Origin of the sequence: Rubripirellula obstinata (assembly GCF_001642955.1) — a bacterium.
GTDB classification, from domain to species: domain Bacteria; phylum Planctomycetota; class Planctomycetia; order Pirellulales; family Pirellulaceae; genus Rubripirellula; species Rubripirellula obstinata.
Window position 1 is genome coordinate 1 of the sequence record NZ_LWSK01000028.1, and the last position, 26,413, is coordinate 26,413.

The window sequence follows — 26,413 nt, forward strand, 5'->3', positions numbered from 1 at the left end:
TGGTGAGATATAAAGCTGCCAACCGGGGATTTACATCCCCGGCAGAGAGCTTCCGGCCCTCCGGGACTATTCACCAGCGTTATGATCGCGGATCGATCAACGACAATTTGCATTTCTTTGTTCGACTTCCCTCGGGAGGAGTGACGACACCAATCCGGCAGTAATTAATACGACGTCCCCGGCGAAAGCCGACACTTATTCCCCGCTCGCTCCTTAAGCCTCGCTTCATTGGTAGAATCTTTGGTCGTTCGAACTTGAATGGCATCGCAACGGCGGTGTCGTAAAAACCTTCCGTTAGGCGATGCTGGCTTTTGGAACTGTCCCGAAATAACTTTTCGGTTTCACCGTAGCTGGGCACGACGGGGGTCAGTCCATGATTGGCTGTACGCGACTGAGGCCCTGCCGTAACTCGCTCCACTCGCTACGGCCTACTTTTGGAACTGTCCCGGAATAACTTCTCGGTTTTACCGTAGCTGGGCACGACAGGGGTCAGTCCATGATTGGGCTGTACGCGACTGAGGCCCTGCCGTAACTCGCTCCACTCGCTACGGCCTACTTTTGGAACTGTCCCGAAATAACTTTTCGGTTTTACCGTAGCTGGGCACGACAGGGGTCAGTCCATGATTGGCTGTACGCGACTGAAGCCCTGCCGTAACTCGCTCCACTCGCTACGGCCTACTTTTGGAACTGTCCCGAAATAACTTTTCGGTTTGCCGTAGCTGGGCACGACAGGGGTCAGTCCATGATTGGCTGTACGCGACTGGAGCCCTGCCGTAACTCGCTCCACTCGCTACGGCCTACTTTTGGAACTGTCCCGAAATAACTTTTCGGTTTGCCGTAGCTGGGCACGACGGGGGTCAGTCCATGATTGGCTGTACGCGACTGAGGCCCTGCCGTAACTCGCTCCACTCGCTACGGCCTACTTTTACTGTCCCGAAATAACTTTTCGGTTTTACCGTAGCTGAGCCCGATGGTGCTGACTGGATTGAACCACGGAGACACAGAGGGTCACAGAGAATTTGTTCGCGTCCAACATCGACTCTGTGGTTCTCTGTGCCTCTGTGGTTCATTCTTCACGCTGGATGATCGTTTAACGCTGCGTTCGGCGTGATGGATGCTTTGGCGTGATGTCAGCACATCGCCTAACATGGTTTTTACGCTAGGCCTTCGCTCTTTGGCAGGCGGGCGTTTGGATGGTGTAATTTCTCGTACTTCAAACATCGCTCGCCGATGAATCGGAACGAGCGGAATTGGCTGCCGAGCTTGCGCGGAGGGAAGCTGAATACAAACCTAAACTCGATTCAATCAATGATTCATTGTTTTAAGTCGAGCTTTCAATGGTTCTATTTAGCCAAACTGACCGCGACGATCTCTTTGTCGTTGCGGATGTAGGCGGTTCGGTCGGCGTACGCGGGGTGACTCCAAACGACATCGCGGCCGAACGCTTCGCCGGTCGGTTCGAGTACGTGAAAGCTGCCCAAGTTTTCGTATTGGTCACGCGTGAGCTTGGCGATTTGCAGGTCACCCAGTTCCGTGAATATCAAATAGCGATCGGTCTCTCCCATTCGAGTCAAGAAACAGGTTCCGTGCTTGATGAAACGCTTTTCGTCGGGTCGGGTTGCTTCAAAGGTTTTCCACAAACGAGTACCGTCGTTCGCGTCGACCGCGATCAGTGAACCCTTGTTGCAATCGGCTCCGTAGATGATGCCGTCGACAAACATCGGTGTTGAGTTTGCACAGTGAACGGCTTCATTGTTTTCGCTTCGCCATACTTCTTTTGCAGTAATGGAATCATCGCTAGATTCGTCGTTCGCAGTACCGCTAAGTTCGATCAACACGGCTGCGTATTGAATTCCGCTGACGTACATTTTGTTTCCATCGACCATGGGGCGATTGATGGACATCTCGTAACTGGGTTTGATTGGGATCGTCCAATGCTGACTTCCGTCGGTCGGGTCCAAGCTGGTAACTGCGGTCGGGTGATAGACCATTAATTGTCGCTTGCCACCGAAGTCGACGATTGACGGTGGACAGTATCCCGCTGTGTCGTCGATTGCTTTCCACTTCACTTCACCCGTCATCTTGTCCATCGCGACGACCGCTTGTCCGTCGCCACCAACCATCGTGTAAAGCAAGTCGCCTTCGATCAAAGGGTGTGCAGAAAAACCCCACAACGGAACTTCCGCTGAAAAGTCGGCGGTCAAGCTTTTCTTCCAGATCAAACTTCCGTCGTTGATATCCAGGCATCGTAGATCGCCTTGGCTGCCGAGGATGTAGACGCGATCTTCGTCAATCGTGGGCGTGCAACGCGGGCCGGCGGGGTAAGAAATGTTGTAAACGCATTCGTAAGTGTGTTCCCAAATCGGTTCACCTGTTTGCTGGTCCAACGCCATTAACCGTTCGTTGCCCGAAAGGCTGACCCGAGATGTGGGATGATTGAAAGCCGAGCCTGACGCTTTGACGTAATCGAAGACGAAAACTTTTCCATCGGAAACCGCTGGTCCCGCGTAGCCGCCTTCCACGGGCGTTCTCCATTTGATTTCCAAGCCGTCCTCTGGGATCTGATCGATTACGCCCGTTTCGCGATAGACTCCATCGCGATCATTCCCCATCCACCCGCGCCATTCGTCGGCCGCGGAATGCTTGGAATCAGTCACCAAGCCGATCGCGATGAAGAGGCAAAAGAACGTCAAATTTGTGAATAATCGATCTCGCATCGTGTTCTCTTGCATTTAAAAGGTTGGGGTATGCCGGTCGCATGATGACAGGCGTGCCATGAAGTATAGAATCTGTGAGGCAAAATCGGCACACCCCACGGAAATAAGAGACAACATTGAGTTCATCCAGACTATTGCTGATGCGTCACGCCAAGAGCGACTGGGACGACCGTTCTCTTTCGGATCACGATCGACCGCTGAATCGACGCGGCAAAGGTGACGCACCACGGATGGCCAGGTGGCTGCATTCGATTGATTCGGTTCCCGATGTGATTCTTTGTTCGTCTGCAACGCGAACGATGCAGACGGCTGATTTGATGTTGCCGCTTTGGGAAAACCGACCCAAGTTGACCGTCTGCGAGAGCCTGTATCTTTCGAGTCCCGAAACGATTTTCAATTTGATCGGCGAAGCACTTCAGTCCACATCTCGCTTGCTGGTCATCGCACACAATCCTGGCATCTCTTCGATCACCAGTCACTTGGCCGATCAGTCGATTCAAATGCCAACGGCCGCCGTCGCTGTCTTTGCCGGTCAGGATGCAGAAGCGGATCAGGCGAATCGTTGGCAGTACCAAACCTGGATGCGTCCCAAGGCTCTGCCTTCGCTTGATGACACCCAAACGGATTCTCAATCGCTGTGATCTCCGTAACGATTTGGCGGATCGTCTTGATCGCGGTGTTCTTCGGGCACTTTGGTTTGATGCTGTCGCTGTACAACCGCATCAACGGCGTCGGGATGGCTCGGCGGACCGTCAAGCGAATCGTGAAGGTGATGTTTCTGTACACGATTTTGTTGCCACCGATTGTGTGGTGGTTGAATCAACAAGCACTGTCCGATCGATGGATGGGCCAGGTGGCTGTCATTCGCGGTGACGGTGATGCGTCGTTGCCTTTGGCTTTGATCGGATATGGAATCGTTTGCCTGGCTGCCTACGTCGTGCTTGGCATTCCGTGGTTGATCTTTCGTCCGATCTTTGGTTTGGAATGGGTGAAGGTCAAAAAGAAAAGTGAAGTGGTTTCCGTGGACCGCGTTTGCAATGTGCCATTGGCTCTAACAAAGAAATGCAAGATTGAATCGCGCCTGCCGCTAAATCAATTGTTTGAACTTTCAATCGACACGATTGAATTGCCCGTGGTCGGTTTGCCGCTGGCTTTGGATGGCTACAAAATAGCCCAGTTGTCAGACATTCATTTGACCGGCGACGTGCATCCCGACTTTGCTCGCTATGCGGTCCAACGAGCGACCGCGTGGGGGCCGGACCTGATGGCGATCACGGGCGACATTATCGACAAGCAATCCTGCATCGACTGGTTGGGCGACATTTTTGGCGCAGCCGAGGCGACCGACGGTTGCTATTACGTGTTGGGAAATCATGACACGCGGGTGGTTGATTCTTGGCAAACTCGCGAAGCGATGGATCGAGCCGGTTGGACGGACTTGGGAAGCCGTAGTTTACGAACTAATCTTCGAGGTGTGCCGACGTTGATGATCGGCAACGAACATCCATGGTATGAACGACCGGTGATCCAGCAAAAGGGTGAAGAAGAGTTTCGGTTTTTGGTCAGCCATAGTCCCGATCAAATCGGTTGGGCACGACGCCACGACGTCCAATTGATGTTGGCCGGCCACACGCACGGCGGCCAAGGAAGATTGCCACTGGCGGGACCGCTGCTAAGCCCCAGTTACCACGGCAGTCGTTTCGCATCGGGTGACTTCTTCAAACCGCCAACGACGATGCACGTTAGCCGCGGGTTATGCGGCACTCACTTGTTGAGAATCAATTGCCGACCTGAACTGTCGCTGTTGGTGTTAAGACGTGCTGGCGGTCCGGGATAGCGTTTAACGCAAACCAGACATGGCAGCAAACGGCACCTGCCGCTCGCTGCCATGATGCAATCATTGTCGCTGGTTTCTAATCGACTTTGACTTCGATCTTTCGCGGCAGCACTTCCGGGCGTTTTTGCAGGCGAACTTGTAGTTGCCCCTGAGAATAACTTGCCTGGATCGTTTCGGAATCGACGGTGTCGGGCACCTTGATCGACCGAGACATTTCGCCCCAGACTCGCTCGTCATGCCGATAGCTACGGCCTTCGTGATCAGGGCGTTCCCGTTTGGCTTCGATCTTCAATTGTCCTTTGTCGAACGTGACTTCAACATCGTCCATCGAAACGCCAGGCAATTCGATGTCAACGCCGAACAAACCTTCCTCTTCCCAAACCGAAACCGGTGGTGCCCAACTACGTCGTTTTGCTCCATTGGCGGGTGAGAAAAGTTGGTCAAAGAGTCCTTCCAAGTCATGCCCCACGGCATCAAGTGCTTGATTTGCGAAGGTGCGTGTTTGATTGTTCATCGTATAGATCTCCTGTGTTCAAAACGTTATTGGCCAATCAACCGCCGCCAATCTGATCTAAACCAGGCTGTCACTTTGGCGGTGATCAATCTGGTTAACCCCATAATGCAACGGGCGTGCCAATGATTGGCTCATGCAACCATTTCTTTGCACCGGAGTATCACTTGAAAACGCCACCCATTTCCCCGAACAAACCAACCCCACCAATCGTCGCTGCTGATTTACACATGAACACACAGCTCGATCCAGTTGCCGTCGGGGTCGCTAACAAATGTCTGCATCGCTCCGTCGGGTCGGATTTTGCGAGGCAACCACTTTGCACCGGCGGCATCGAAACGGGCTTCCCATTCGTCTAGCGAATCCACCGCGATCGCGAAATGTCCGCCGCGGTGATGAGAATGAACGGGATCAGATCGATCGCCGATCAGATGCAGTTCTTGGGTGATCCCAAGTCGAAACCAGGCACCCGGAAAATTGAACGCGGGGCGATCGAGTGGTGGAAAGCCCATCACGTCGCGATAAAAGACGACGCTGATTTCTACATCAGCGACATGCAAGGCGACGTGGTCAAGTTGTTTAACGTTGCTCATAAAGAACAAGGATAACGTAAACGAAACAAGCCGAGAATCAGTGATCCTCGGCTTGTAAAAACTGGAATGTAGAACGGAATCGATTCCGTTGCATGGCGGGCGTGGTTCGCAGAAAACGGAACAAGTTCTGTGCTACGTCGGGCTCTGTTATTCGCTTTCTGGGCGGTTGCGTTTGCCGCCGCGGCGCCCCTCTTGGCCGCCACGTCCGCCGCCTCTGCCCATTCTTTCAGGCATCTCGAATGGGTCGCCTTTCATTTCTTCAAACTTTGCTTTCTGATCTGATGTCAGAACTCCCAAAACTTTTTCTTCCATCTCCTTGCGAATCTCCATCATCTTTTCTCGCATGCCGTTGCGGTCGCCACCGGAAAACATCTCACGCATTTTTTCCCGCATGCCATCTTGTAGCGAATCTCGCACTTCCTTTAGCTCCTGCTGTTGCTGTTCTGTGATCCCAAGCTTCTCAGCGACATCAGATTGACTGAGTGCTCGAGCGCCCTGGACTTGAAGTGCAATCTGTTCGGCTCGTTCGATCTGCTGCGGCAACAGCACCTCCTCAAGTTGCTCTTTCATCTCAGCAATTCGTTCAGCTTGCTCTTTCTGCATCTTCTTAAAGAAAGCGGATCGATCATCTTCACTCATTTCGCGGAAATTGAGGCCTTCGGGTCGCTTGGGACGACTAGCTTCCGACAGTTTCTTGATCGCCTCCATCTGTTCGTCGGTGATCTTCAGTTCTTCACGGACTTCTTTGCTACGAAGCAATCCGCTGATCGGATCACCACCGCCGGGGCCGCCCCCCGGACCACCAAAGCCACCACCACCAAAACCACCACCACCAAAGCCGCCACCTCCACGACGTCCGTTTTCTCTGCGGCCTCTTTCGTCTTGGGCACTAGAAGGAGGGCAAAACGCGGCGATAGCCAAAGTGACGCCGATCAGAGCAACGAGCGAAGATGTGAATTTCATTTTCGATTCTTTCCACGAATGTGATAGAGAAGTGAACAACTAAACGTTCCAGCGATGAAACCAACGGAATGATGCTAGGTTTCGCGAATTCTGATCAGAAAACTCGGTACCAGAACTTAACATGTTTGCCGCGATGGCTCGTTCTAATGCCTCCATCCCGGGCCGATTGACGCCAGGATGCCGGTTTTGTTACGAAACGGGAATGAATCGTACGCAAAAGCCCGCTGAAACCCTCTGTCGCTCCGCAACGTCATGGTCGCCTTGGATGGTCTCAGCGATTCGATTGGTCTTCATTTTGGTCAGCATGTCTGTGACAGCCCAAGGCCAATTGACGATCACGAATCCAAACAGTGTCGATCAGGTACACGCAAAGTCATCGGTGCATTTGAATCATCGATCCAACGCGAGCGTCGTCACCGCATCGCACAACCACGGGATTCAAATTCATGTCACCACCATCAAGCTGATGGTCGATGAGGAAACCAGAAACTCGATTTACCGGAATGTCGGAGCCCCAGGTTTCTCGATTCAAACTTCAGTCGATCCGTTGCCGCCTATCGAACTTACTGGCGAGAGTTCGTCGACGATGAAAATTGCGACGATCGGCAACGCGATCCAAAGCACCGTTGCGATTCGCTCGCCAACGACCTGCGCAATGGCAGTCGTTGATCGGTCCGTTTCCGACCAAATCCTTTCCCAGATAGGTCAAGCCGATCCAACGTCGATCAAGCGATCGCCCGCGATGATGTTGATCAACGGAAATGTCGCTGAGATGAATGACGTGGTCGAACGTCCCTATGTCATCGGCTTTGACGCGTCCACCGCAAGCGGCACAGTCGAAACGTTTGAAGAAGGCATGAAGATTCGCATGCTGGCCGTATCGGAAAAAGAATCGATGCGGTTTACGGCCCAAATCAATTCTTCGGCGATCACCAGCGTTAAACAAATCAAGTTGCCGCAGAGTTCGGAAAAGACAGCTCTAGATCAGACACCCGTGATTCAAGTTCCCGTCCAGCAAACGCAATCGGTCAATGTCTCGGCAACCTTATCAGCCAACCAGTGTTTGCTTATCGATCCTTTTATCACTGCAACACTTACCACAACGCAGCAGTCGCCAACGCCCATGCTTGGGAAAATCCCCTACATCGGCAAGAGCTTTTCTAGCGAGACTGCCGTGCAAGTAGATCGTCATGTTTTATTGTTCATGTTGCCATCGACGGTCGGCGAATGAGTAAAACATCAACGCGCAGAGAAGTTCTGACCGCTCGATGGATTGTCCCCGTTCAAGGCGAGCCGATCGAACGTGGTTGGATTCGACGACAGGGCGAAACCGTCGTTGAAATCGGAAGCGGATCGCCCGGTACCGAGGCAACCGATTTTGGTGATGTCGCGATCTTACCTGGGTTGATCAACGCTCACACGCACCTTGAATTTTCCATGTTTGATCAACCGGTTGGACAGCCAGGAATCCAGTTAGCGGACTGGATTGGCCAGGTCATCGCCGCTCGCGGTGCAACGACGGTGGCACAACGTGTTTCCGCAATTCGGAAGGGGATACTCGAATCGGCAAAAGCTGGCGTTCGCTTGCTCGGTGAGATCACGACGCCGCCTATCGAGTATCCAGACATCGATCCGTCGGTTTTGGATTTCCCGTTGGAGACGATTCACTTTTGCGAAGTCATTGGGCTAAGTGCCCAGCGGTCCGCTGAAAGATTCGCCGCGGCAGAATCGCACGCGATTTGCGATGGATCGAATTCAGGACCAACGCAATTAATGGAGCACGCCGCGATCAGTCCTCACGCGCCCTATTCGACCTTGCCCGACACGATCGACCGCTGTGTTAGGTGGTCAGCCAAGCACCGGCGACCGCTTGCGATGCACGTTGCGGAATCGCCGAGCGAACGCGAATTACTGATCAACGGAACCGGTCCAATGGCTGAATCATTAAAACGTCTAGGCGTGTTCGATGAATCGCTTTTCCCGCAAGCTACGACTTCAAAGAAGTCACCGTTTGTTGAATTGATCAACCAACTATCCGCATGTCATCGCGGTTTGCTTGTGCATTGCAACGATCTTCGGCAATCAGAAATTGATACGTTGTCGCAGTTTGCCAACTTGAGTGTGGTCTTCTGCCCACGCACCCATCGACACTTTGGATTTGATCGTCATCCTGTCGCACAGATGGCGAAGTCTGGCATCAAGGTTGCATTAGGAACCGATTCACGAGCCAGCAATCCAGACTTGAACCTTTGGGGAGAAGTCCAGTTCTTGCTGAATCATCGCACGGACTTGCAGCCATCTTCGGTGATCGCAATGGCGACCCAAAACGGAGCAGATGCACTGGGCCGAAAAGATATCGGACGCATTACAGTGGGTTCACAACCAGGCTTGATCAAGGTCGCGACCAACGCGTCGTCGGCCGAACAACTCTACCGCGACTTTGCGACTGGCGGAAATCCAGTTTGCATCGGTTAGTCTTCGTAGGATGAATTGTCGTAGGCCGGAACAAGCCGCTTCGGCGCAGTTCCGGCAATCCAACACTGATTCATAAAACGACCAATGCAATTGCCGGAACTGCGCTACCGCTTGTTCCGGCCTACGTTGATTGAAGACTATTGTCGTTTCCTCTATCCCGTGTTCATCCCGACCTGCATGCCGTCGGGCGCGAAGATGCTGCGGCCTCCGTCGACCGGCAAACAGATTCCGTTGACGAAATCGTTTTCGCATAAAAACTGAACCGCATGTGCGACGTTCTCGGCTTTGCCGACACGTCCGACCAAAGTGCTTGACGCGATCGTTTTTGCTTTAGAATCGCTGACGTCGTCCGCCAACATCACGGGACCGGGCTGAATACAATTGACGCGAATTGACTCGTTGTATTGCGCAAGTTCCACGGCAAGCGATCGGGTCATCACCTCGATCGAGCCTTTGCTGGGGAAATACGCGGCGTGTTCCAGATAAGGCCGAACCGTCGCCCAGTCACCAATGTTGACGATCGATCCGCCGCAGGTCTGTTTCGCCATCTGAACGCCTGCCGCGCGAGCACACAGGAACGACGCCAACGTGTTGATATTGAAGTACCGCTGAATCTCGCTCGCAGTGATTTCTTCAAACGAAGTGGGACTCCAGATTGCGGCACTGTTGACCAAGATGTCGATGCGGCCAAACGCTTGAACCGTTTCAGCAACCAACCGATCTGGCACGTTCTCGTCTTCCAACGAACCGGTGGTGACGATGGTTTTAACTCCATAGTCCGATTCAATGTCTTTCGCGGCCGCGTTGGCTTCATCAACCGAAGTGTTGGCATGCAGTGCGATGTGACAGTTCAACGAAGCGAGGTGCTGCGCGATCGCTCGACCAACGCGTGGTGCGCCGCTGCCGGTGATCAATGCAACCGGATTGTCGGTGTGGTAGTTTTCTTGAAGTGTTGTCATGCAACTACTCTATCAGGCTGAAAAGTCTACGTGATCACGTTGGCGTCCGGGGATTTTCACATTTTGAAAATGAAAAGTGAGCCGCAGGCGCGTAAGCGGCCGGGCCAAGCGGAAACGCCCGAGGCCTAAAGGCCAGAGGATCACAAATACTTCGCCAGCGGCCCGCCACGCGCCGCCCTAGCATCGACCTTTGCGATCACTTGTGGGTCTTCGATCAACGGCGGTGCGTGGTGCGGTTTGACTCGCGCGTCGATGACCATTGATCCTGCGCAGCCCCAGTGCTTTTCAATGATGGCCGAACCGATGCCGTCAATGTCGATCGCAGGATTGCTTCTCGTAAACGTACTCCACAACCAATTGTTTAAGTTGCGTGCCGCGAACTCGCTGTCGTCAACCAACGTCACGATTGGAAACTGATTGATCGGGGATTCGGTTCCAAAGCTGTTTGCGAATTGCTGCAAGTGCCGGCGATCTTCTTCCGTTCGACACTTTGGCGACTTGACCACCAAAACACCTGGCATCACAATCTTTGGATTTGCAAAATCACTCGGCAAATTCAAAGAGGTCGGAATTTCGGTTGGCAATTCACGGATCGGTTGCCCGGCCGCAGCGATGACGACCTTGGAACCGCTGTTAAAACCAGTCCCGCTGTAGTCCAACGTGTCGACGGTCGTTCGGGTATGGAAATGCAAGTCGCGGCGACAATCGATTCGCTGCAAGACACGATGCAGAAAAGCTTCGATGTCGTGAATCTTTAGCTGGTCATCTGGATCGTCGGTGATGAATAGATACTTCGCCAGCGATAGTTGTCCGTTGCCCAGGATCGCGTTGGCTTGCGTCAATAGTTCTTGTGGTTCAGTGGTTTTCAAATGAGGCATGTAGCGTTCGCTGCCGATCGCCAACAGCAGCGGATGGACGCCTGCTGCATCGACAGCGTGAACCGCTTTGACACCCGGGATGACCGATGGAATGATCGGGTCGGTCAGTTCATGGATCAATTGACCGAACGTTGTATCTTCCTGTGGTGGTCGTCCGACGACCGTAAACGGCCAGATCGCACCGTCACGATGCCAAACTTTTTCGACCTTCATGACCGGGAAATCATGCTTCAAACTGTAGTAGCCCAAATGGTCGCCAAACGGGCCTTCGGGTTTCATCGAATCGGCATCGATGGTTCCGATGATCGCAAAGTCGGCGTCGGCGTAGACCGGCGCATGCGGTTGCGGTGAACCCTTCTTCGATTTGATCATTGCAATCCTTCGACCAGCCAACGCGCCACCGAACGTCAACTCGGTTAATCCTTCGGGCAGCGGCATGACAGCGGCCAACGACATCGCTGGCGATCCGCCGACCGTGATCGCGACTCGCAACCGTTCGCCCCGTGCCATCGCTTCTTGATGATGAACGCCGATGCCGCGATGGATCTGGTAGTGCAAGCCGATCTCTTGATCGATGTCGTATTCGTTGCCCGTCAATTGAATGCGATACATCCCCAGGTTGACTCGCATCAAGTTCCCAACCGCGGTCGGGTCTTCGCTCAGCACTTGTGGCAGCGTCACAAACGCTCCGCCATCGTCGGGCCAACACTTGATCGGCGGCAGATCGCTGATCCGACATTCGTTCGCCTGAACCGCGCCGGACCGAGTTTTTCGCGGCAGCATGTGCAGCGCTGTAAACGGAACGCCCGCGTACCGAAATGGACGCTTGGGCAGAGCCGCTGGATCGACTTTGATCTCGACCAAGCGACGAACGTTTTCCAGCGTGTGCCGAAACAGATAACGAGCTTGGTCCAAGGAGGCGAACAGGTTCGACGCGGCCGGAAACTGACATCCTTTCAGATTGTTGAACAACAACGCCGGCCCGCCAGACGCATAGACGCGGCGCTGGATTTCAGCCGCTTCTAAGTTCGGATCGATTTCATCGTCAATTTCAATCAGTCGGTTGTCGCGTCGTAGATCGTTGACGACATCGGCTGTGCAGCGGTGCTTCACGAGCGGTGGTTTTCCTGGTCAGAGAGCAATCGGTCAGGCTGTCGGTGAGACAAGTTTCGGTGGCTAGGATAACCGGGAATCTGGCTTTAGACTAACGGCGTCGAAAAGTGAAACTGATGCTCCATTGACGGCACTGCCGTTTTCCTCGAAATGACTTCTGACAAACCATGACAAACCTCGCAATCACTGACTCACCGCTTGATTCATCCATCGACACGGTTGTCGTTGGGCTCTCAGCCGATGGAAGCCTGTCGCCAACGCTGAAGCAAATCGACGAAGCGACCGGCGGCTGGATCACTGGACTAGTCAAAGCCGAACAGTTGCGTGGAAAACTTGGCGAGGTTTCTTTGATTGCATCGCCAAAACCGGTCGCGGCGGACGCTTCATTGCCAACGATGATCTTGGTCATTGGAACCGGTGACGAGGAACTCGGCCGGGGAGCAGCGTTTGATCTGGCCAGCACCGCGGTTCGGAAATTGTCGGACCGTAATCGCGGTAAGGTCTTGATCACGCTTGCGGAATGTGCCAAGTCAGACGCTCGTGATCGTGTTGTTAGCGGAGCGATTTTTGGGATGGAGGGTCAGGCTATCTATCAATCCGATCCCGCGGCAAAAATGCCCGAGCAAATTCTGTTCAGCGGGATTGATGCTGCGACCTTTGAACGGGGTTCAGACATCGGCAAATCGATCAACGTGACTCGCCATCTGATCAATGAACCGGCGGACAAGATCTATCCAGAAACCTTTGCGGATGCCGCGATCGAATTGGCCAAAGAAGTTGGCATCGAGGTTGAGGTCTGGGACGAAAAGAAATTGCTGGCCGAAGGTTGTCGCGCGATCTTGGCTGTTGGCGCGGGTTCGTCCAAGCCGCCACGATTGGTGATGATGCGATACAACGGCGGCGGCAGCGAAGCACCGATCGCGATCGTCGGGAAAGGAGTCACGTTTGACAGTGGCGGACTTTCGCTGAAGCCAAGTGCCGGGATGGAAGCGATGAAGTGCGACATGGGCGGTGCAGCAACCGTCTTTGGCGTGATGCGAGCGATCGCTCAACTAAAGCTAAAACAGAACGTGATCGGTTTTTGCGGCTTGGCCGAGAATATGGTTTCGAGTACGTGTTACCGATTGGGTGACGTGATCGAAACTCGCAGCGGCAAGACGGTGGAAATTCTAAACACGGACGCCGAAGGTCGCGTCGTCTTGGCGGACACTTTGGATGTCGCGATTCAACACGAACCGCGTGCGATGATCGACTTGGCAACGCTTACCGGCGCTTGCATGGTCGCTCTTGGTAACGAAGTTGCTGGGTTGATGACCAATAACGACGACCTTTGTCATCAGCTAATCGCAGCGGCCAAGAAGGAAGATGAACCGGTTTGGCAGTTGCCGATGTTTGAACTGTATGACGAAAAGATCAAGAGCAAGGTTGCCGACATCAAGAACGTCGGCGAAGCCCGATGGGGCGGGGCGATCACGGCAGCGAAGTTCTTGGAACAGTTCGTTGGCGACGTCCCATGGGTTCACATCGATATCGCCGGCCCCGCATTCGTCGATTCAGCCAAACCGCACCGCGATGCTGGGGCCACGGGTGTGATGGTGCAAACGTTGGTCCGACTGATCGAAGAATTTCCGGCTTAGCGAATACTTTTGGTGCGATGTAACAACGTAGGCCGGAACAAGCTTGGCGCAGTTCCGGCAATCCAACGCCGTCCGATCCAACGCCATCCAATGCAATTTCCGGAACTGCGCTGCGATTGATCCGGCCTACCGACCATCAATGTGATATTGGTGGCATAAGACACAGGAATCGCCGGCTGCTGCTTTGGTGTGACAGGTGGCGCAGTCTTGCTTTAAAATTGGATCGAAATCGTTTATCGGGTGATGTGTCCAATGGGATTGCGTGGCAGCGGATTCGGCAACGAAACCATCTTTGACGCGGTGACATCCCACGCAATCGGTTAGCGACGCGATGTTCAAGTGCGGTCCATGCGAGAAGGTGGTGAACTGACCTGAATCGCCAGCTAGATCATTTGTTTTCCACGCGCCGGGTGTTTCGGATGCTGAAACATGACATCGCAAGCACGCGGAGACAGCCGCGTTTTGGAATAAGCCCTGGCGAGCAAGATCCGTGTTCGGCAGGCTGGCCGCGGCTTCGATCGTTGCCTTCAAAACTGGATCGGCGTGGCCGCCCGCTCGATAGCGGATCGCCAAACGAATGTCATCGCGGTACCAACCACCAGCGACCAACATTTTCTCTGCGTCGAAACGTTGGTTGGTCTTTGATGGGTTCGCAGATTCGATTGGCTTTAGCGGATCGTCGCCTGAGAGCAAATCTTCTTCTAACAGATCCCCGCCGAGTAAGTCGCCGTCTGCTAGATCGTGCCCAAGCAGTTCATCATCTAACGCATCCGTGTACTGAACCGTTTGGAAAACTGATCGGTCTTTCTTTTGGCGGTTCGCCTTAACCGCCAATTCAACCGGCTGATCAAACCAACGACTCATCGCGCCGTCGATCAATTGCGGCGAGAACGATTGCACGACCGGCGTCCAACGATTTCGCTGTGAAGCGTTCGCCGACAATCGTTCCAGCATCCCTGTTTGTCCTCGCAGCGACAGGTCCGTCAGCAAGCCATACAATTGCGAGGCGATTTGTTTTGATGCCTCGATTTCTTTTCGGCTGTTTGGATCGATTCGCGAAAAATCCTGATCCGGAATCGTGTTAATTGAACTCGGCGAACCACTTTCACTTCGGATTAAAAGTTGCGCCAGCGGCGAAAGCTTGCCATCAAAAAATCCGGTCGCGGATTGCGGCCACGACGGCAAGCCAGCAACCACTTCATCGGGCAAGGTTGGAATCGAAACTAACTCAATGCCTTCGGCCACTTCGGTTTGCAGAGACTGATCGTGGCACGCAGAACATGCTGCCTGGTAATCGACCGCCCGAGTGATTCGTCCGTCGGCAGTTGGTTGGTGGCAGGCGGCACATTGGAACGACGGAACTGATTCGCCATCCTGTGTCTGCAGTTTCGATTTAGGGAAATGTTTGTTTTGGTGAGATTGATGATTGAATGAAATCGAGCCACCGCGTCCGTAGGGCCAATCGACAAATTCAGGATGGGACGTCGCGAACGCGCCGAATCGGTCTTGGTGACAAGTCTGACACTGAGCATCCGACAACGCAGTCAAACTGTGATTCGGCCCCTGGTGTTCGCGGTGGCAAGCGTTGCAGTCGAGGCTTTCCTGATCGATCGACGGCGACGGCAACCAATCATGCCAATCACGTGACCGATCGCCGGTGGATGCCAAGCGGATTTGATCTCGTTGTTCCGCTGGCAAATTGTGCGCGAGCATCGCCGTGCCCGGTGCGAACTGATTTTGATGACATTGCAGACACAGATCCGTCTGCGTCAGATCGTCGTGGGCACCTGCGCCGAAAAAAGGAACCCACGAAACCAGTGAAGTCAGAACAGAAGACTGTTGTGACGGATGGCATGCGATGCATCGATCGACTTCGTTGGTGGTCGCCAGAATCTGAGCATGATGAGTCGTCAATTCGCCCGGCTTGATCGATTGACCGATCACGGTGTTCGAACCGCCAAACGATCCGTCTTCGTCCGGTGGCAACCAACTCAGCACACCGACAACGGCAGCCACGACCAGCAAAAACGCGACTGAAAACCGGCGTTTGCGGCCAGCCCAAGTCCGACGTGGGCGGCACTGATCCGCTAGCGGGCAACGCCCGGATCGGTCAGGCCCAAATTGGCACGCATCGGATTGTCCGCTGCGCGAACAAATCCACGGATCGCCTGGTCGGTCGCGTCCGTTGGCGTTTGCCAATTCGATGTCGTCACGCCGCATGTTGGATCAACCTAGATGCCGAAGTGCAACGAATGCGTGAACAATACTTGCGACAAGCAACACCGTCGACATCGTCCCATGAACGACCAACCAAACCCGAAGCCTCAATTGAATCGCCAATTGATAATCCAAATCGTCGCGATGCCTGACCAACGCAATCAATTTCCCCGCCGATGCGCGGCCCTCGTCTTCCAAGTATCGATCAAGTTCTTTCAGCCCGTTGGTTAGACGTCGGCGACGGATTCCATTGGGCACCATCAAATAAGTCAACGAGGGTCGAGTTTCAAAGAATGGGAACAGATACTTGGTGTAGAAATTCCCCAGCACACGGACTGCGGAAGCTTCGCTAAGTCCGTCTAGTAGTTCGCGAGCGCTCGATGAAATCTGGTCGCGGTGCCACTGGATTCGGTCAAATCGATGCTGGCCCTCCACCGCCGTCAAGCGTTTGGGAAGCGTTCGGCTTGCGTAGAGTCCGTAATAGCCGCTGATCGTCACCACCAAAAACACAATCGACAAACTGCATTCCAGCACACCATCACCGACAATCGCTGGAACATGCATCCAGTAGATCGCGCTGCTGAAAAAACCGACGTACAAATGCACTTGAGTCCAGGTGCTGACTTTACCAAGCGGCAAGATAGGCAGCCGGCGACGAACGCCAATCAGCATCAGCCCCAACAGGCACGCCAACAAAACCGAACCGCTGAATACCGACGCATGACCCAGGCGAATGTCAATCAGCCAAACTAACGCAAGCGACAACATGATTGCAATTGCTGTCACCGCAACACCAATCAAACGGCGATTCGCGAACGAAATCTGTTCAGGCATCGCAATCAAACGAGAACTCATGTCGCCCCCCGTTGGTCGAGCCAATCACGGAGCGGTTTCGATTGAGTCAAGTCGATGCGGACCAGCGCATCGTGAGGGCAGGCAGCGGCGCACGCGGGGCCGCTAGGCGAATCCTGGCACATGTCACACTTGGTCGCTTTTTGAATCGGTTTCTGCGTCGCAATGTCAGTGTAAGGCCGACCGGCATGGTCCTGGACCTGGACCATGTTGATGTTTTCGTACGGGCAAGACGACGCACACACACCGCAACCAACGCAGATCGATTCGTGGATTCCAACAACGCCGGTTTCGTCATTGCGCGTGATTGCACCGGTGGGGCATCCAATCATGCAAACCGGATCATCGCATTGCATGCACGCCTGGGTGAATTGCAACCGTTCGTGCGAGATTCCCTGGCGAGTGAAACGGGGATTGCCGTCGTGAGTCGCCGCGCAAGCCCTCACGCAATCATCGCATCGCGTGCAGCGGTGCAGATCGATCACCATCGCCTGTTGACCATTGTTCAGTCGATTTTGAACAACAAATTCCAGCAGACCGGTTGGTTGGAATCGCTGGCCACCCGAAGTCGGCAAGTCATTCCAGTCCGATTTAGCGACCGCTTTGTCTCGATTCGATTTGCGTCGATCTTCTTTCCCGCTTCGATCTGCATCTTGGTTTTGCAATAAAGCGGCAACCTGTTCGGGCAATTCACTGCGACGAACGAACGGAAGGATCTCGGTCGCAAACACTTCGACCGGGATTTGCAGCGTGTCCAGGAACCCGACGGCACGAAGAGAATGCTTTAAAGTTCGCGGCGCAGAGTTGTCGGTCCTGGCCGAATTCGTTGCCACTTCTTCGAGTCCAAATAGATGGCCTTTTCCCAAATACGCGGTCGTTCGCTCCGATGCACCGTAGGCCTGAGACAACCTTGCAAAGCCGCTGCGAACGATAATCAGGTCCGTTGGCATGGCGCCCTCGGACGCTACCAGCGGCTCCGATGCAATTTGCTGTTCGACGGGGAGCGTTCGACTTTTCTTGTAATCGGCATTCCATTCCATCCGTCCGTAAGAACGCATTTGGGTCGCTTTCGCGACGCGTTCCAATCCGGCTTCGGGAAGATGGCGCAGCAGTGGGAGTTCACGGAGATGAACGGTCAACCAATTTTCGCGATAGTGTTTGTCCAGCGTGTCGGCGAAGCATGGATCACGACGGAGGATACGAAGCCCTTGCCAACGAATTTCTAGCAGTGTGGTTTCCGTCTTGGCGATCACGGTCGCCGTTCGCGGTGACCGGTACATCGCGGCAACTTCGCCAAACAGTTCGCCCGGCCCGATCGTAATCGTGTTGCTGCCTTTTAGAACGCCGCCAAAATCTTGAAGGAAAACTGCGGGGCGATCGTCCACTTGTCGAATTGACGCGGGATTATTTTGATTGTCGTGTTCATCGTTGGCAGGAAGGTCAGTGGTCACCTGATCGGGACGCCTTGCTTCGACCAACTTGGATCGCCCCAAATACGATTGGCCTAAGTATTCACCCAGTGCATCGATCCAGGATTTCTTCTCAACCGGCGGTCGCCCCAACAACTTGGGATCCAATGAATCCACCAGGACGCTTGTTTCCCCTGACAGCACCAAGAACGCACTGTTGCCATAATCGCCTTCTCGAACAATCACTTCGCCAGGTTCGCATCGATGCAGGCGAGTGTCGCCGCGAATAATGCCTTCGATCGGAGCACCCCGCGGGAACGCCGACTCATCCATGCTGGCGAACGGTTGCCGACTGCGCAGCCACTTAACGTCCGCGTCGGTCATCGACGCATCCATCGGCTCCGTCCAACGGGCAGGACGACGCACGGCAATAGGCTCTTCCGTCGTCATTTCGCCCTTGGAAATAGCGGAAAAAGGGCGTCTGGGTCAAGCTGAATGCCGCATCGATTCTCTTCCGTGAAACTGGTCTGCAAGTCAATTTTCCTTCATCGAGTTGGTCGCAGTTGAGTTGGTCGCAGGGCTGTTAAACTATTAGACCCAATCCCCGCTTTTTGGCACATAGGTAACCGATGGCAATTCAACGCGAACGTCAATTCATTTTCATTTTGGTTCTGAGTTGCTTTTGGCAGGTTTTCCTTGATTTTGCGATCGTTCAAAACGTCATCGCTGGCAACGGCGATTTGCAAAATCCACCGAACGTCGTCTTAATCGTCGCTGATGATCTTGGTTTTGCAGACGTTGGGTTTCATGGCAGCACGCAAATCAAGACGCCAAACCTGGATCTTCTTGCCAGTGGCGGTGCGGTTTGTGAAAACGGGTATGTCAGTTCGCCGGTTTGCAGTCCATCGCGAGCCGGTTTGTTGACAGGTCGCAATCAAGTCAGTTTTGGGTACGACAACAATTTGGGGCTTCCCCAGCCTGGGATGGATCCGCAGCTTTGCGGGCTGCCCGTTGGTGAGCGAACGATCGCTGATCGATTGGGCGAACTGGGATACAAGACCGGGCTGATTGGCAAATGGCATCTCGGTAAGCTGCCGCAATTTCATCCGCTCAAAAGAGGTTTCGACGAATTCTGGGGATTCACCGGTGGCGGGCATTACTATTTCCCCACGCCCGTGGGAACTGGATACGATTCGCCGATCGAGTGCAATTACGCAGAGCCAAAAGCGATTACCTACATCACTGATGACATTGGTGACGAGTCAGTCAGTTTTATCGAGCGTCATCGCGAAAAGCCATTCTTTCTGTTTGCCTCATTCAACGCCCCCCACGCCCCGATGCAAGCGACTGAAGCCGACTTAAAGCTGTATCAGCACATCAAAGGGAAAAAGCGACGAGCTTACTGCGCGATGGTGCATCGCTTGGATGTCAACGTCGGTAAGATTCAAACAGCACTCCAAGAAGCTGGCATTGCAGAAAACACGATGACCGTTTTTATCAGCGACAATGGTGGTCCCGTCAATGCGAACGCATCATGCAACGCGCCGCTGAATGGTCAAAAAGGAATCCTGCTCGAAGGCGGGATGCATGTTCCCTACGTCATTCACTTTCCCGCCAAGATCAAGCCGGGAACCAAGTATTCGCACAGCGTTACTTCGCTTGACTTTGCCCCCACGTTCGTCGTTGCCGCGGGCGGAACGATTGACGCAAACGCAAAGTTTGACGGTGTCGATCTGCTTCCTTACCTCACTGGAAAAGTCGATTCGCCGCCTCATGAAACGTTGCTGTGGAAGTTTACGATCAGCGCTGCGATGCGTCGTGGTCCATGGAAGCTGGTCCGGGTGCCAGATCGGATGCCGATGCTATTCAATCTTGATGAAGACATCTCAGAGCAAAACGATGTCGCGTCTGAAAACATCGATCGCATCCAGCGAATGATGAAAGACCTGGGACAGTGGGATGTTCGACTGCCGTACCCAGTACACCTGGAGGGAGCCGTGTGGAAATCGCGGCAGTTAGATTTATACGACGAGACTTATCAACTGACGCAACCAGAAACGCTGAAAGAGATTCCCCTACAAAATCGCTAGCGGATTGCGTTTGGTTTCCAACGTGCCGCGAGTCACACCGACTCGATTACTTGCATCCAGTTGTTTCCAAACTTCGTGGCCGCCGATCTGACCAGCGATCAGCCGTTGATACAGTTCAATGGTTCGCTTTGCGTCACTGGCTTTCTCTTCCAACAATTCAACGCGGAACCATCGCACACCGGCGCTGACCAGGTCCGACGTAATCTCGGCACCGCTTTGCGCCGTCGCGTTGTAGAGCGTATTTCGGCACGCGACATCAGCTTGCAGCGGATGTTCCGCGCCAACTCGGTCACGTAGTTGGACAATGTGATCGTCGCATGGTCTGCCGCAATTGGTTTTGTTGGTTCCCGGTGACATCACGCTGCAAAAAACACAGTGCTCCATGTGGAACATTGGCATGTGTTGATGAATAACCACTTCCATCCAAGACGACGGAAGCGAATCGATTAGATCCATCAATTGATCACGGTTCAAATCGTAGGATGCGGTGATTCGAGACGCACCGGAATCGCGAATCCATTGGGCAGACCGATGGTTGGCAACGTTTAATGAAAAGTCGGCGAAGACATCAAAGTCTGATTCGCGAAAGTACTCCATCGCAGCAAGATTACGAGCCAGAATGGCGTCGGGGCGATGACGGTGCAGCACCTTCAACAAACCCATTTCACCGGGTTTTTGCATTCGCACGGTTCCGATGGCGATCGGAACGCCGTGCCCACGAGCGATCTGGACCGCCGCAGCGTAGCGGCGAACGTCGTGCAAATCGACGTACACATAGTCGGCACCGGCCTTGCAAGCAGCCTCGATTTGTTCTTCGGTTCGACACAAAACAGACAACTGCGGCGAAACAGATTCCGCGGCTTGCTCCGACGCAATCGGCTGTAACAGCGATTCGCCTGCCAGGACGTTGATGGAGCGTTTGGGTGGTTCGCTTAACTTGCTTTCCAATTGCCCGACCAGTTCGCGGCGGACGTCGTTCAGCATCTTCATCGGCACCATCGGGCCGCCATCGACGTGGGCAATCAATTGCCCCAGTTCAAATGGAGTACCACCAAGGCGGCCTAGTTTTTCGCGAAGGATCGATTCTTCGATCGGACGTTTGTTGGCAGCATCCAGCGGCGTGTCACCGCTGGCGGATACTTCGATTCCACGTCCAAGCTTTGCCACGACCTGCAGCGGTTGTCCCACGTTTGCGGTCACTGTCATGTCGATCGTTTGCCGGGCAGTTGGATCGACGACTTCATAGGTTTGTCGAAGTCGTCGATTCAATTTTGGGTCATCGTTTTTGAAGACGACTTGATCCACATCGACCAGAGACCAATTGATTTCGTCGCGTCCGAAGCCAACCCAGACGGTGACACCGGCCGGTACGTTCTTGCAAGACACGCCACTGGAATCGATCAGTTCGTAAATTCGACCGCCTGTCTTTTGAGCCTCGTTTTGACTGTCCTGCCCCGTTTCGATTGCCAAGCCGTCGCCCAACGCCAGCGGTGCTGCGACGTGTAATTCGATTCGATCTTTATCGAAATCAAGAATCCGGCCCAGCTCGATGCCGCGTTTGGAATTCTGCAATCCGGGAACCAAGCGTTTGTGATCGTTCCCTTCAAGCCAGCCGGGTGAAAAACCTCGCGAGAAAGACAGTTCCATTTCGCGTTTGGATTGCTCGCTCACCGTGACCGTTCCCTTGGCAACCGCTTCATCAATCGCGGATCGGTAGTGCCGCGTGATGTTGGCGACGTATTCAGGAGTTTTCAAGCGGCCTTCGATCTTGATTGACGCAACGCCGGTGTCGATCAAGTCAGGGATCGCGGCGTAACCGGCTAGGTCTTGTGGGCTAAGCAAATACTTGACGTCATCGAGTGGGCGATCTTCGTTGTCAACAATCAACTCGTAAGGCAGGCGACACGCCTGGGCACATTGTCCGCGATTGGCACTGCGACCGCCAAGCGATTCGCTGGTCAAGCATTGGCCTGAATACGCGACGCACAAGGCCCCGTGAATGAAAACTTCCAACGGCATGTCGGTCGCCGACGCGATCTTGCGTATTTCAGCGATCGACAACTCACGCGCCAACACGACTCGCGACAAACCCAACCGCTCGGCCACGGCGATCGTTTCCGCACTGGTCAAACTCATCTGAGTCGACGCGTGGATTTCCAATTCAGGGCAGACTTCGCGAACGATTCTTGCGACGCCAAAGTCTTGGACCAGGACCGCGTCGATTCCTGCTTCGGCAATTCGTTTGACTGTTTCGACCAGCGGCGGCATTTCCGATGGGAACACCAACGTGTTCATCGTTGCGTAACCGCGAACGCCGCGCCGGCGAAGCATTTGCCCCAGTTGCGGCAGATCGGCCAAGCCGAAGTTGGTCGCACGATGACGAGCGTTGAAGCCGCAATCGAGACCGAAGTAGATTGCGTCAGCCCCGTTTTCGATTGCCGCAGTGGCGCACCGCCAATCACCCGCGGGTGAAAGCAGTTCGATGGGCGAAGAAGCCGGTGGTGTGCCTGGCGATTTGGACGGCGAAGGTGTGGCGTTTGAATTCATGCCACGCAGTATAGCGTGACTGGTGATTTATTCAGGCTGCCATGGGCCGGTCGGATGTGCGGTCGGATGAGCGATCGCCGCTGTCCGTTTCAACAATCACTCGCGGCGATCGTTCGGTCGGATCATGCTGAGCTTCCAAATCATGCAGCACGGCGGCCAATTTCTGTGCAAACGCGGCCAAATCGTCATCTTCGCCGACATGGATGGGGTCACCAAAGTAGACATTGACACATGAAAACGGCATCGGAATTTGCAGTCGGTCCCAGGCTCGCGACAAAATGATCCGGCGGTTGGGAACCAAGATCACGGGCATCACGGGCATGCCAGACTTTTTGGCTGCCAAACCGATGCCTTTTTGAACGGTCCCACGCGGCCCCTTGGGGCCATCGACCGCAATCACGCCGCGATGCCCATCGCGGACCTTGCGAATCATTTGCTGCAGCGCACTTGCACCACCCTTGGACGCTCGTCCGCTGCTGCCACGGACCAATTGTTTACGAAAGATTTTCAACATCGGGGCGACGATATCGCCATCGGCGGATCGCGAAACCATGGCAACCGTTCCAGCTTCACCGAACATCCCGGCAGCAATCTGGTGCGCGTGCAGTTGTCCGTAAATGTACGATTGCCCGCTATCGAGCACTTCTTGGCGGCGATCGTTGTGGACGCGGCGAATGCATGTCAACCGAACAGCAAACATGGTCAGGGCAATCATCCAGCCTAAAACGCGATTCATCAGTGGACAACTTAGTGCAGGGAGGTGCAGGGAGGTGTGCGGAACAGCAAAACATCCCCGGTATACAGAAAATTCCCCTTCGAGGTGAATGGCAGTTCCGGCGTGAAACTAAGCGACTTGGTGCCAACTTTGCGTGTTTGCGCAGCAGCCGTCCGTTACTTCTTTGCCGCGGCTCGATACTTGTCGATCAGTTTTTTGATATCGTCCGGATCGCGAAGGCCGCTGACGTCGATTTCGATGCCGGCTTGCCCGCTGCTGCTGATTCCGATTCGGCCGGTGCCGAGAACCCGCTGGGCAAACGTCTGCGTCAATTGAACGTTGCGGATGTCACGATGCCAAACTTCGGTGATGCTTCGCGACAGCCATCCTTGATGTAATCGCGTCCGCAAATTTGTGACCGTCAATTCGGTGCTGCGGGCACGCAGATACCAAATAACAAAAATCACAATACCAATCACGGCCGGGCACAAAATGACCGACAACGCAAAACCAATTGGATGGTTACGGAACATCGATGGACTGGCGACGTACAGTGTTTCTTCGTTTTCAGGCACGGAAATGGCGACTTTGGTTGGAGGAAATGGCTGCCACCGGAAAAGATAACGTTCCGACAAAGGTTATGCACGATCAGGGTCCGATCGGGGCGCTATTCTTGGGCATTTTCCAAGCATTGCCAACCAGATCCTCTACGACAAGCAGGGCCAGGCAAGAAGGAGGTGGTACAACTACTACTTATGCGTCATTTCTGCCACCGCTGGATTGGTTGTCCGAAAAACCACTTCTCGGCAATCGGCTGCCTCAGTCAATTCGATCTCAATCCATAGCGTTTCCTCCGGCATCAATTCTGCGACTCGGTCGGCCCATTCCACGATCGTCCAAGCCTGCTCTTCAAACAATTCGTCCACGCCCAGATCGTAGAACTCGTTTTCATCGGCCAATCGATACGCATCCAAGTGATGCAGTTTGAAATGCGGGCCTTGATGCGACTGCAGCAACGTGAACGTGGGACTGGTCACGTTCGCAACATCGATCCCGGCGGCCACGGCAATCGCTTGCACCAGCGTGGTTTTCCCAGCACCCAAAGTCCCCACCAACCCGATCACAAGCCGCGCAGGAAACCGCTGCACCATCGAAGCTGCGATCGCTGGCAAGTCGTCTAAAGAAACCGAGTGAATCGAATGTTGGTGCATGAAAATGTGTGTGAATTGAATCAGGGTGGGTCGTAACCGCCGGGGTGCCAGGGATGACATTTGAGGATTCGTTTGACGGTTCGATACAGACCAACGATTGGCCCGTGCTTGGCAAGCGAATCGACTGCGTACTGGCTACACGTCGGCGTGAATCGGCACGTTGGCGGCAACATCGGACTGATGCCACGTTGGTAAAACCGAATCGGTATAATCAAGAGTCGTGTGACGAGTCGTCCAAGCATGTCTGTTAACATAGAACACCGAAGCTTATCCCGCTATCAACCGGAAAAGATGACATGGACCCATTTTTGCAAGCTGCGATCGACCAAGCAATTCTGGGCCGCGACGAAGGCGGAATTCCGATCGGTTCAGTGCTGGTGATCGCTGACCAGATCGTTGGCCGCGGTCACAACCGCCGCGTCCAAAACGGCAGCCCCGTCCTGCACGCCGAAATGGATGCCTTGGAAAATGCAGGCCGCTTGACCGCCGCCGACTACGCCGCCGCCACGCTCTATTCGACGCTATCACCCTGCGACATGTGTAGCGGCGCGGCGCTGCTGTACAAAATTCCCCGCATTGTGGTCGGTGAAAACCAGACCTTTTCTGGCCCAGAAGAATACGTTCGCAGCCGAGGTGTTTCGCTGGAAGTCGTGAGTGATCCGACGTGCATTGAGCTGATGAGAGCGTTCATTGACCAGCATGCGGAGTTGTGGAACGAGGACATCGGAATTTAACCACGGATGGCTTTCGCGGGACCACGGATGCGTATGCCCCTACGCGCCACATCCGTGGTCCCGCGAAAGCCATCCGTGGTTATTTTCTTTTTCCGCGCCCTGTTTCAGTTCGCCCGGTGCCCAGGGATTAAGCTAACACCACCCGCTTTCCTAAAATCGCTCCTCTTATCCACGCTCCTCTCATCTAAGTGCGAATGCAGTGAACGAGTCCCTGAACTTCATCGTTGAACAAATGTTCGTCGGGCCCCTGTGGCCTGCGTCCATCTTGGTTGGCATGTTGATCATCTACACGGCCATGGCAATGTTCGGCTTGATCGATTTTGGATTGGACGTTCCCGAGATCGATCTGGACGCCGATGTCAGCTTGGATATGGACGTCCCCGGTGACATTTCGGCCGATGCCATTCCAACCGACTGGGATTTCTGGCAGGGCATCGGAGCCGCATCGATCCGGGCGACCAATTTTGGCCGAGTTCCGGTCATCATTTGGGCGGGAGTCTTTACGCTTTCTTATTGGGCGATCAGCTACGTGTTGTGGCATGCCTTTGATGAAAAACGATACGACCCCACCTGGCTGCCCAGCATCCTGCTATCGATCCGAAACATTGTCATTGCAACGGTCGCCACCAAGGCGATCACGCAGCCATTGATCCAATACTTCATCGCCGGCCCGTCGTACGAATCGACTGGATTGGTTGGTGCAACCTGCGAAGTCAGCACGTTGGAAGCCACGCCGGAATTTGGCCAAGCCAAGTTTCGCACGCAAGCAGCACCGTTGCTGTTGAACATTCGCACCGACGGCCCGCACTTAAAGAAGGGCACGGAAGTCTTGATCACCGGCTTTGACCGCGAAACACGAATCTACCAAGTCACTTCACTTCCCTCGGAGTCCTCATCGTGACCCCTCTTTATCTAGTCGCCGCATTCAACGCGCCCATGTTTTGGGGCATCGTCG

At 54.1% G+C, this 26,413-nt stretch carries 22 protein-coding genes; 8 read left to right on the forward strand and 14 right to left on the reverse strand.

The genetic code is table 11. From position 1 onward, the window contains the following. Nucleotides 1–1,343: 1,343 nt before the first annotated feature. A complete protein-coding gene (locus tag RC85_RS09645) occupies nt 1,344–2,717 on the reverse strand; it encodes a PQQ-binding-like beta-propeller repeat protein (RefSeq protein ID WP_235033443.1) in 1,374 nt (457 codons plus the stop codon). Nucleotides 2,718–2,833: 116 nt separating this feature from the next. Between RC85_RS09645 and RC85_RS09650 the strand changes: the two genes are divergently transcribed. After that, nucleotides 2,834–3,358 carry a SixA phosphatase family protein gene (locus RC85_RS09650; protein ID WP_149752991.1) on the forward strand — a complete coding sequence of 175 codons (525 nt, stop codon included), beginning with the start codon at nt 2,834–2,836 and terminating at the stop codon, nt 3,356–3,358. Beyond that, on the forward strand, nt 3,355–4,554 hold the full coding sequence (locus tag RC85_RS09655) for a metallophosphoesterase (RefSeq protein ID WP_068261773.1): 1,200 nt from the start codon (nt 3,355–3,357) through the stop codon (nt 4,552–4,554). Before RC85_RS09650 ends, RC85_RS09655 begins: the two co-directional genes overlap by 4 nt. Nucleotides 4,555–4,630: 76 nt before the next feature. Here the strand turns inward: RC85_RS09655 and RC85_RS09660 are convergent, their stop codons facing one another. The 3 genes from RC85_RS09660 to RC85_RS09670 all read right to left on the reverse strand — a co-directional run bounded on the left by RC85_RS09660 (nt 4,631) and on the right by RC85_RS09670 (nt 6,621). Continuing rightward, complete coding sequence (locus RC85_RS09660) at nt 4,631–5,068, reverse strand: Hsp20/alpha crystallin family protein (RefSeq protein WP_068261776.1); 438 nt, start codon at nt 5,066–5,068, stop codon at nt 4,631–4,633. 221 nt (nt 5,069–5,289) lie between these two features. After that, a complete protein-coding gene (locus tag RC85_RS09665; RefSeq protein ID WP_068261846.1) occupies nt 5,290–5,658 on the reverse strand; it encodes a VOC family protein in 369 nt (122 codons plus the stop codon). A 147-nt stretch (nt 5,659–5,805) separates the two neighbouring features. Continuing rightward, on the reverse strand, nt 5,806–6,621 hold the full coding sequence (locus RC85_RS09670) for a Spy/CpxP family protein refolding chaperone (protein WP_068261780.1): 816 nt from the start codon (nt 6,619–6,621) through the stop codon (nt 5,806–5,808). Between the two features lie 202 nt (nt 6,622–6,823). On the opposite strand from RC85_RS09670, the gene RC85_RS09675 reads away from it, so the two are divergent. Next, nucleotides 6,824–7,852 carry a hypothetical protein gene (locus RC85_RS09675; protein ID WP_160148216.1) on the forward strand — a complete coding sequence of 343 codons (1,029 nt, stop codon included), beginning with the start codon at nt 6,824–6,826 and terminating at the stop codon, nt 7,850–7,852. Beyond that, nucleotides 7,849–9,096, forward strand: coding sequence for an amidohydrolase family protein (locus RC85_RS09680; protein WP_084422514.1), 1,248 nt, complete (start codon nt 7,849–7,851; stop codon nt 9,094–9,096). Before RC85_RS09675 ends, RC85_RS09680 begins: the two co-directional genes overlap by 4 nt. A gap of 152 nt (nt 9,097–9,248) precedes the next feature. Here the strand turns inward: RC85_RS09680 and RC85_RS09685 are convergent, their stop codons facing one another. Then, nucleotides 9,249–10,055, reverse strand: coding sequence for an SDR family NAD(P)-dependent oxidoreductase (locus RC85_RS09685; protein ID WP_068261785.1), 807 nt, complete (start codon nt 10,053–10,055; stop codon nt 9,249–9,251). Nucleotides 10,056–10,195: 140 nt separating this feature from the next. Continuing rightward, the gene (locus tag RC85_RS09690; RefSeq protein WP_068261789.1) at nt 10,196–12,046 is read right to left on the reverse strand and encodes a UbiD family decarboxylase; all 1,851 of its coding nucleotides are present in this window, start codon (nt 12,044–12,046) and stop codon (nt 10,196–10,198) included. 167 nt (nt 12,047–12,213) lie between these two features. On the opposite strand from RC85_RS09690, the gene RC85_RS09695 reads away from it, so the two are divergent. Beyond that, nucleotides 12,214–13,683 (forward strand): leucyl aminopeptidase, encoded by a 1,470-nt coding sequence (locus RC85_RS09695; protein ID WP_068261792.1) that lies wholly within the window; start codon nt 12,214–12,216, stop codon nt 13,681–13,683. 126 nt (nt 13,684–13,809) lie between these two features. On the opposite strand, the gene RC85_RS09700 is transcribed toward RC85_RS09695, so the two are convergent. The 3 genes from RC85_RS09700 to RC85_RS09710 are packed head-to-tail and all read right to left on the reverse strand — an operon-like array spanning nt 13,810 to nt 18,587. After that, a complete protein-coding gene (locus RC85_RS09700; protein WP_068261795.1) occupies nt 13,810–15,903 on the reverse strand; it encodes a hypothetical protein in 2,094 nt (697 codons plus the stop codon). Between the two features lie 6 nt (nt 15,904–15,909). Next, entirely contained in the window at nt 15,910–16,755 is an 846-nt protein-coding gene (locus RC85_RS09705; RefSeq protein WP_084422515.1) for a hypothetical protein, read from the reverse strand. After that, a complete protein-coding gene (locus tag RC85_RS09710) occupies nt 16,752–18,587 on the reverse strand; it encodes a cyclic nucleotide-binding domain-containing protein (protein WP_238383115.1) in 1,836 nt (611 codons plus the stop codon). The genes RC85_RS09705 and RC85_RS09710 overlap by 4 nt, the downstream gene beginning before the upstream one ends. A gap of 203 nt (nt 18,588–18,790) precedes the next feature. On the opposite strand from RC85_RS09710, the gene RC85_RS09715 reads away from it, so the two are divergent. Next, nucleotides 18,791–20,251 carry a sulfatase-like hydrolase/transferase gene (locus RC85_RS09715; RefSeq protein ID WP_084422516.1) on the forward strand — a complete coding sequence of 487 codons (1,461 nt, stop codon included), beginning with the start codon at nt 18,791–18,793 and terminating at the stop codon, nt 20,249–20,251. Here RC85_RS09715 and RC85_RS09720 read toward each other — a convergent pair. The 5 genes from RC85_RS09720 to yidD all read right to left on the reverse strand — a co-directional run bounded on the left by RC85_RS09720 (nt 20,237) and on the right by yidD (nt 24,966). Continuing rightward, a complete protein-coding gene (locus tag RC85_RS09720; RefSeq protein ID WP_084422517.1) occupies nt 20,237–22,798 on the reverse strand; it encodes a U32 family peptidase in 2,562 nt (853 codons plus the stop codon). The genes RC85_RS09715 and RC85_RS09720 overlap by 15 nt on opposite strands. Before the next feature lie 31 nt (nt 22,799–22,829). After that, on the reverse strand, nt 22,830–23,534 hold the full coding sequence (locus tag RC85_RS09725) for a lysophospholipid acyltransferase family protein (RefSeq protein ID WP_084422518.1): 705 nt from the start codon (nt 23,532–23,534) through the stop codon (nt 22,830–22,832). Between the two features lie 155 nt (nt 23,535–23,689). Further along, a complete protein-coding gene (locus tag RC85_RS09730) occupies nt 23,690–24,088 on the reverse strand; it encodes a PH domain-containing protein (protein ID WP_149752989.1) in 399 nt (132 codons plus the stop codon). Between the two features lie 174 nt (nt 24,089–24,262). Then, the gene (gene tsaE / locus RC85_RS09735; RefSeq protein ID WP_068261804.1) at nt 24,263–24,724 is read right to left on the reverse strand and encodes a tRNA (adenosine(37)-N6)-threonylcarbamoyltransferase complex ATPase subunit type 1 TsaE; all 462 of its coding nucleotides are present in this window, start codon (nt 24,722–24,724) and stop codon (nt 24,263–24,265) included. A gap of 20 nt (nt 24,725–24,744) precedes the next feature. Further along, nucleotides 24,745–24,966 (reverse strand): membrane protein insertion efficiency factor YidD, encoded by a 222-nt coding sequence (yidD, locus tag RC85_RS26145; RefSeq protein WP_235033442.1) that lies wholly within the window; start codon nt 24,964–24,966, stop codon nt 24,745–24,747. 54 nt (nt 24,967–25,020) lie between these two features. On the opposite strand from yidD, the gene RC85_RS09745 reads away from it, so the two are divergent. Together RC85_RS09745 and RC85_RS09750 are read left to right on the forward strand one after the other, a co-directional pair. Further along, nucleotides 25,021–25,458, forward strand: a complete 438-nt coding sequence (locus RC85_RS09745) for a nucleoside deaminase (protein ID WP_068261810.1) — start codon at nt 25,021–25,023, stop codon at nt 25,456–25,458. A 199-nt stretch (nt 25,459–25,657) separates the two neighbouring features. Further along, on the forward strand, nt 25,658–26,359 hold the full coding sequence (locus tag RC85_RS09750; RefSeq protein ID WP_084422522.1) for an OB-fold-containig protein: 702 nt from the start codon (nt 25,658–25,660) through the stop codon (nt 26,357–26,359). Nucleotides 26,360–26,413: the final 54 nt, after the last annotated feature.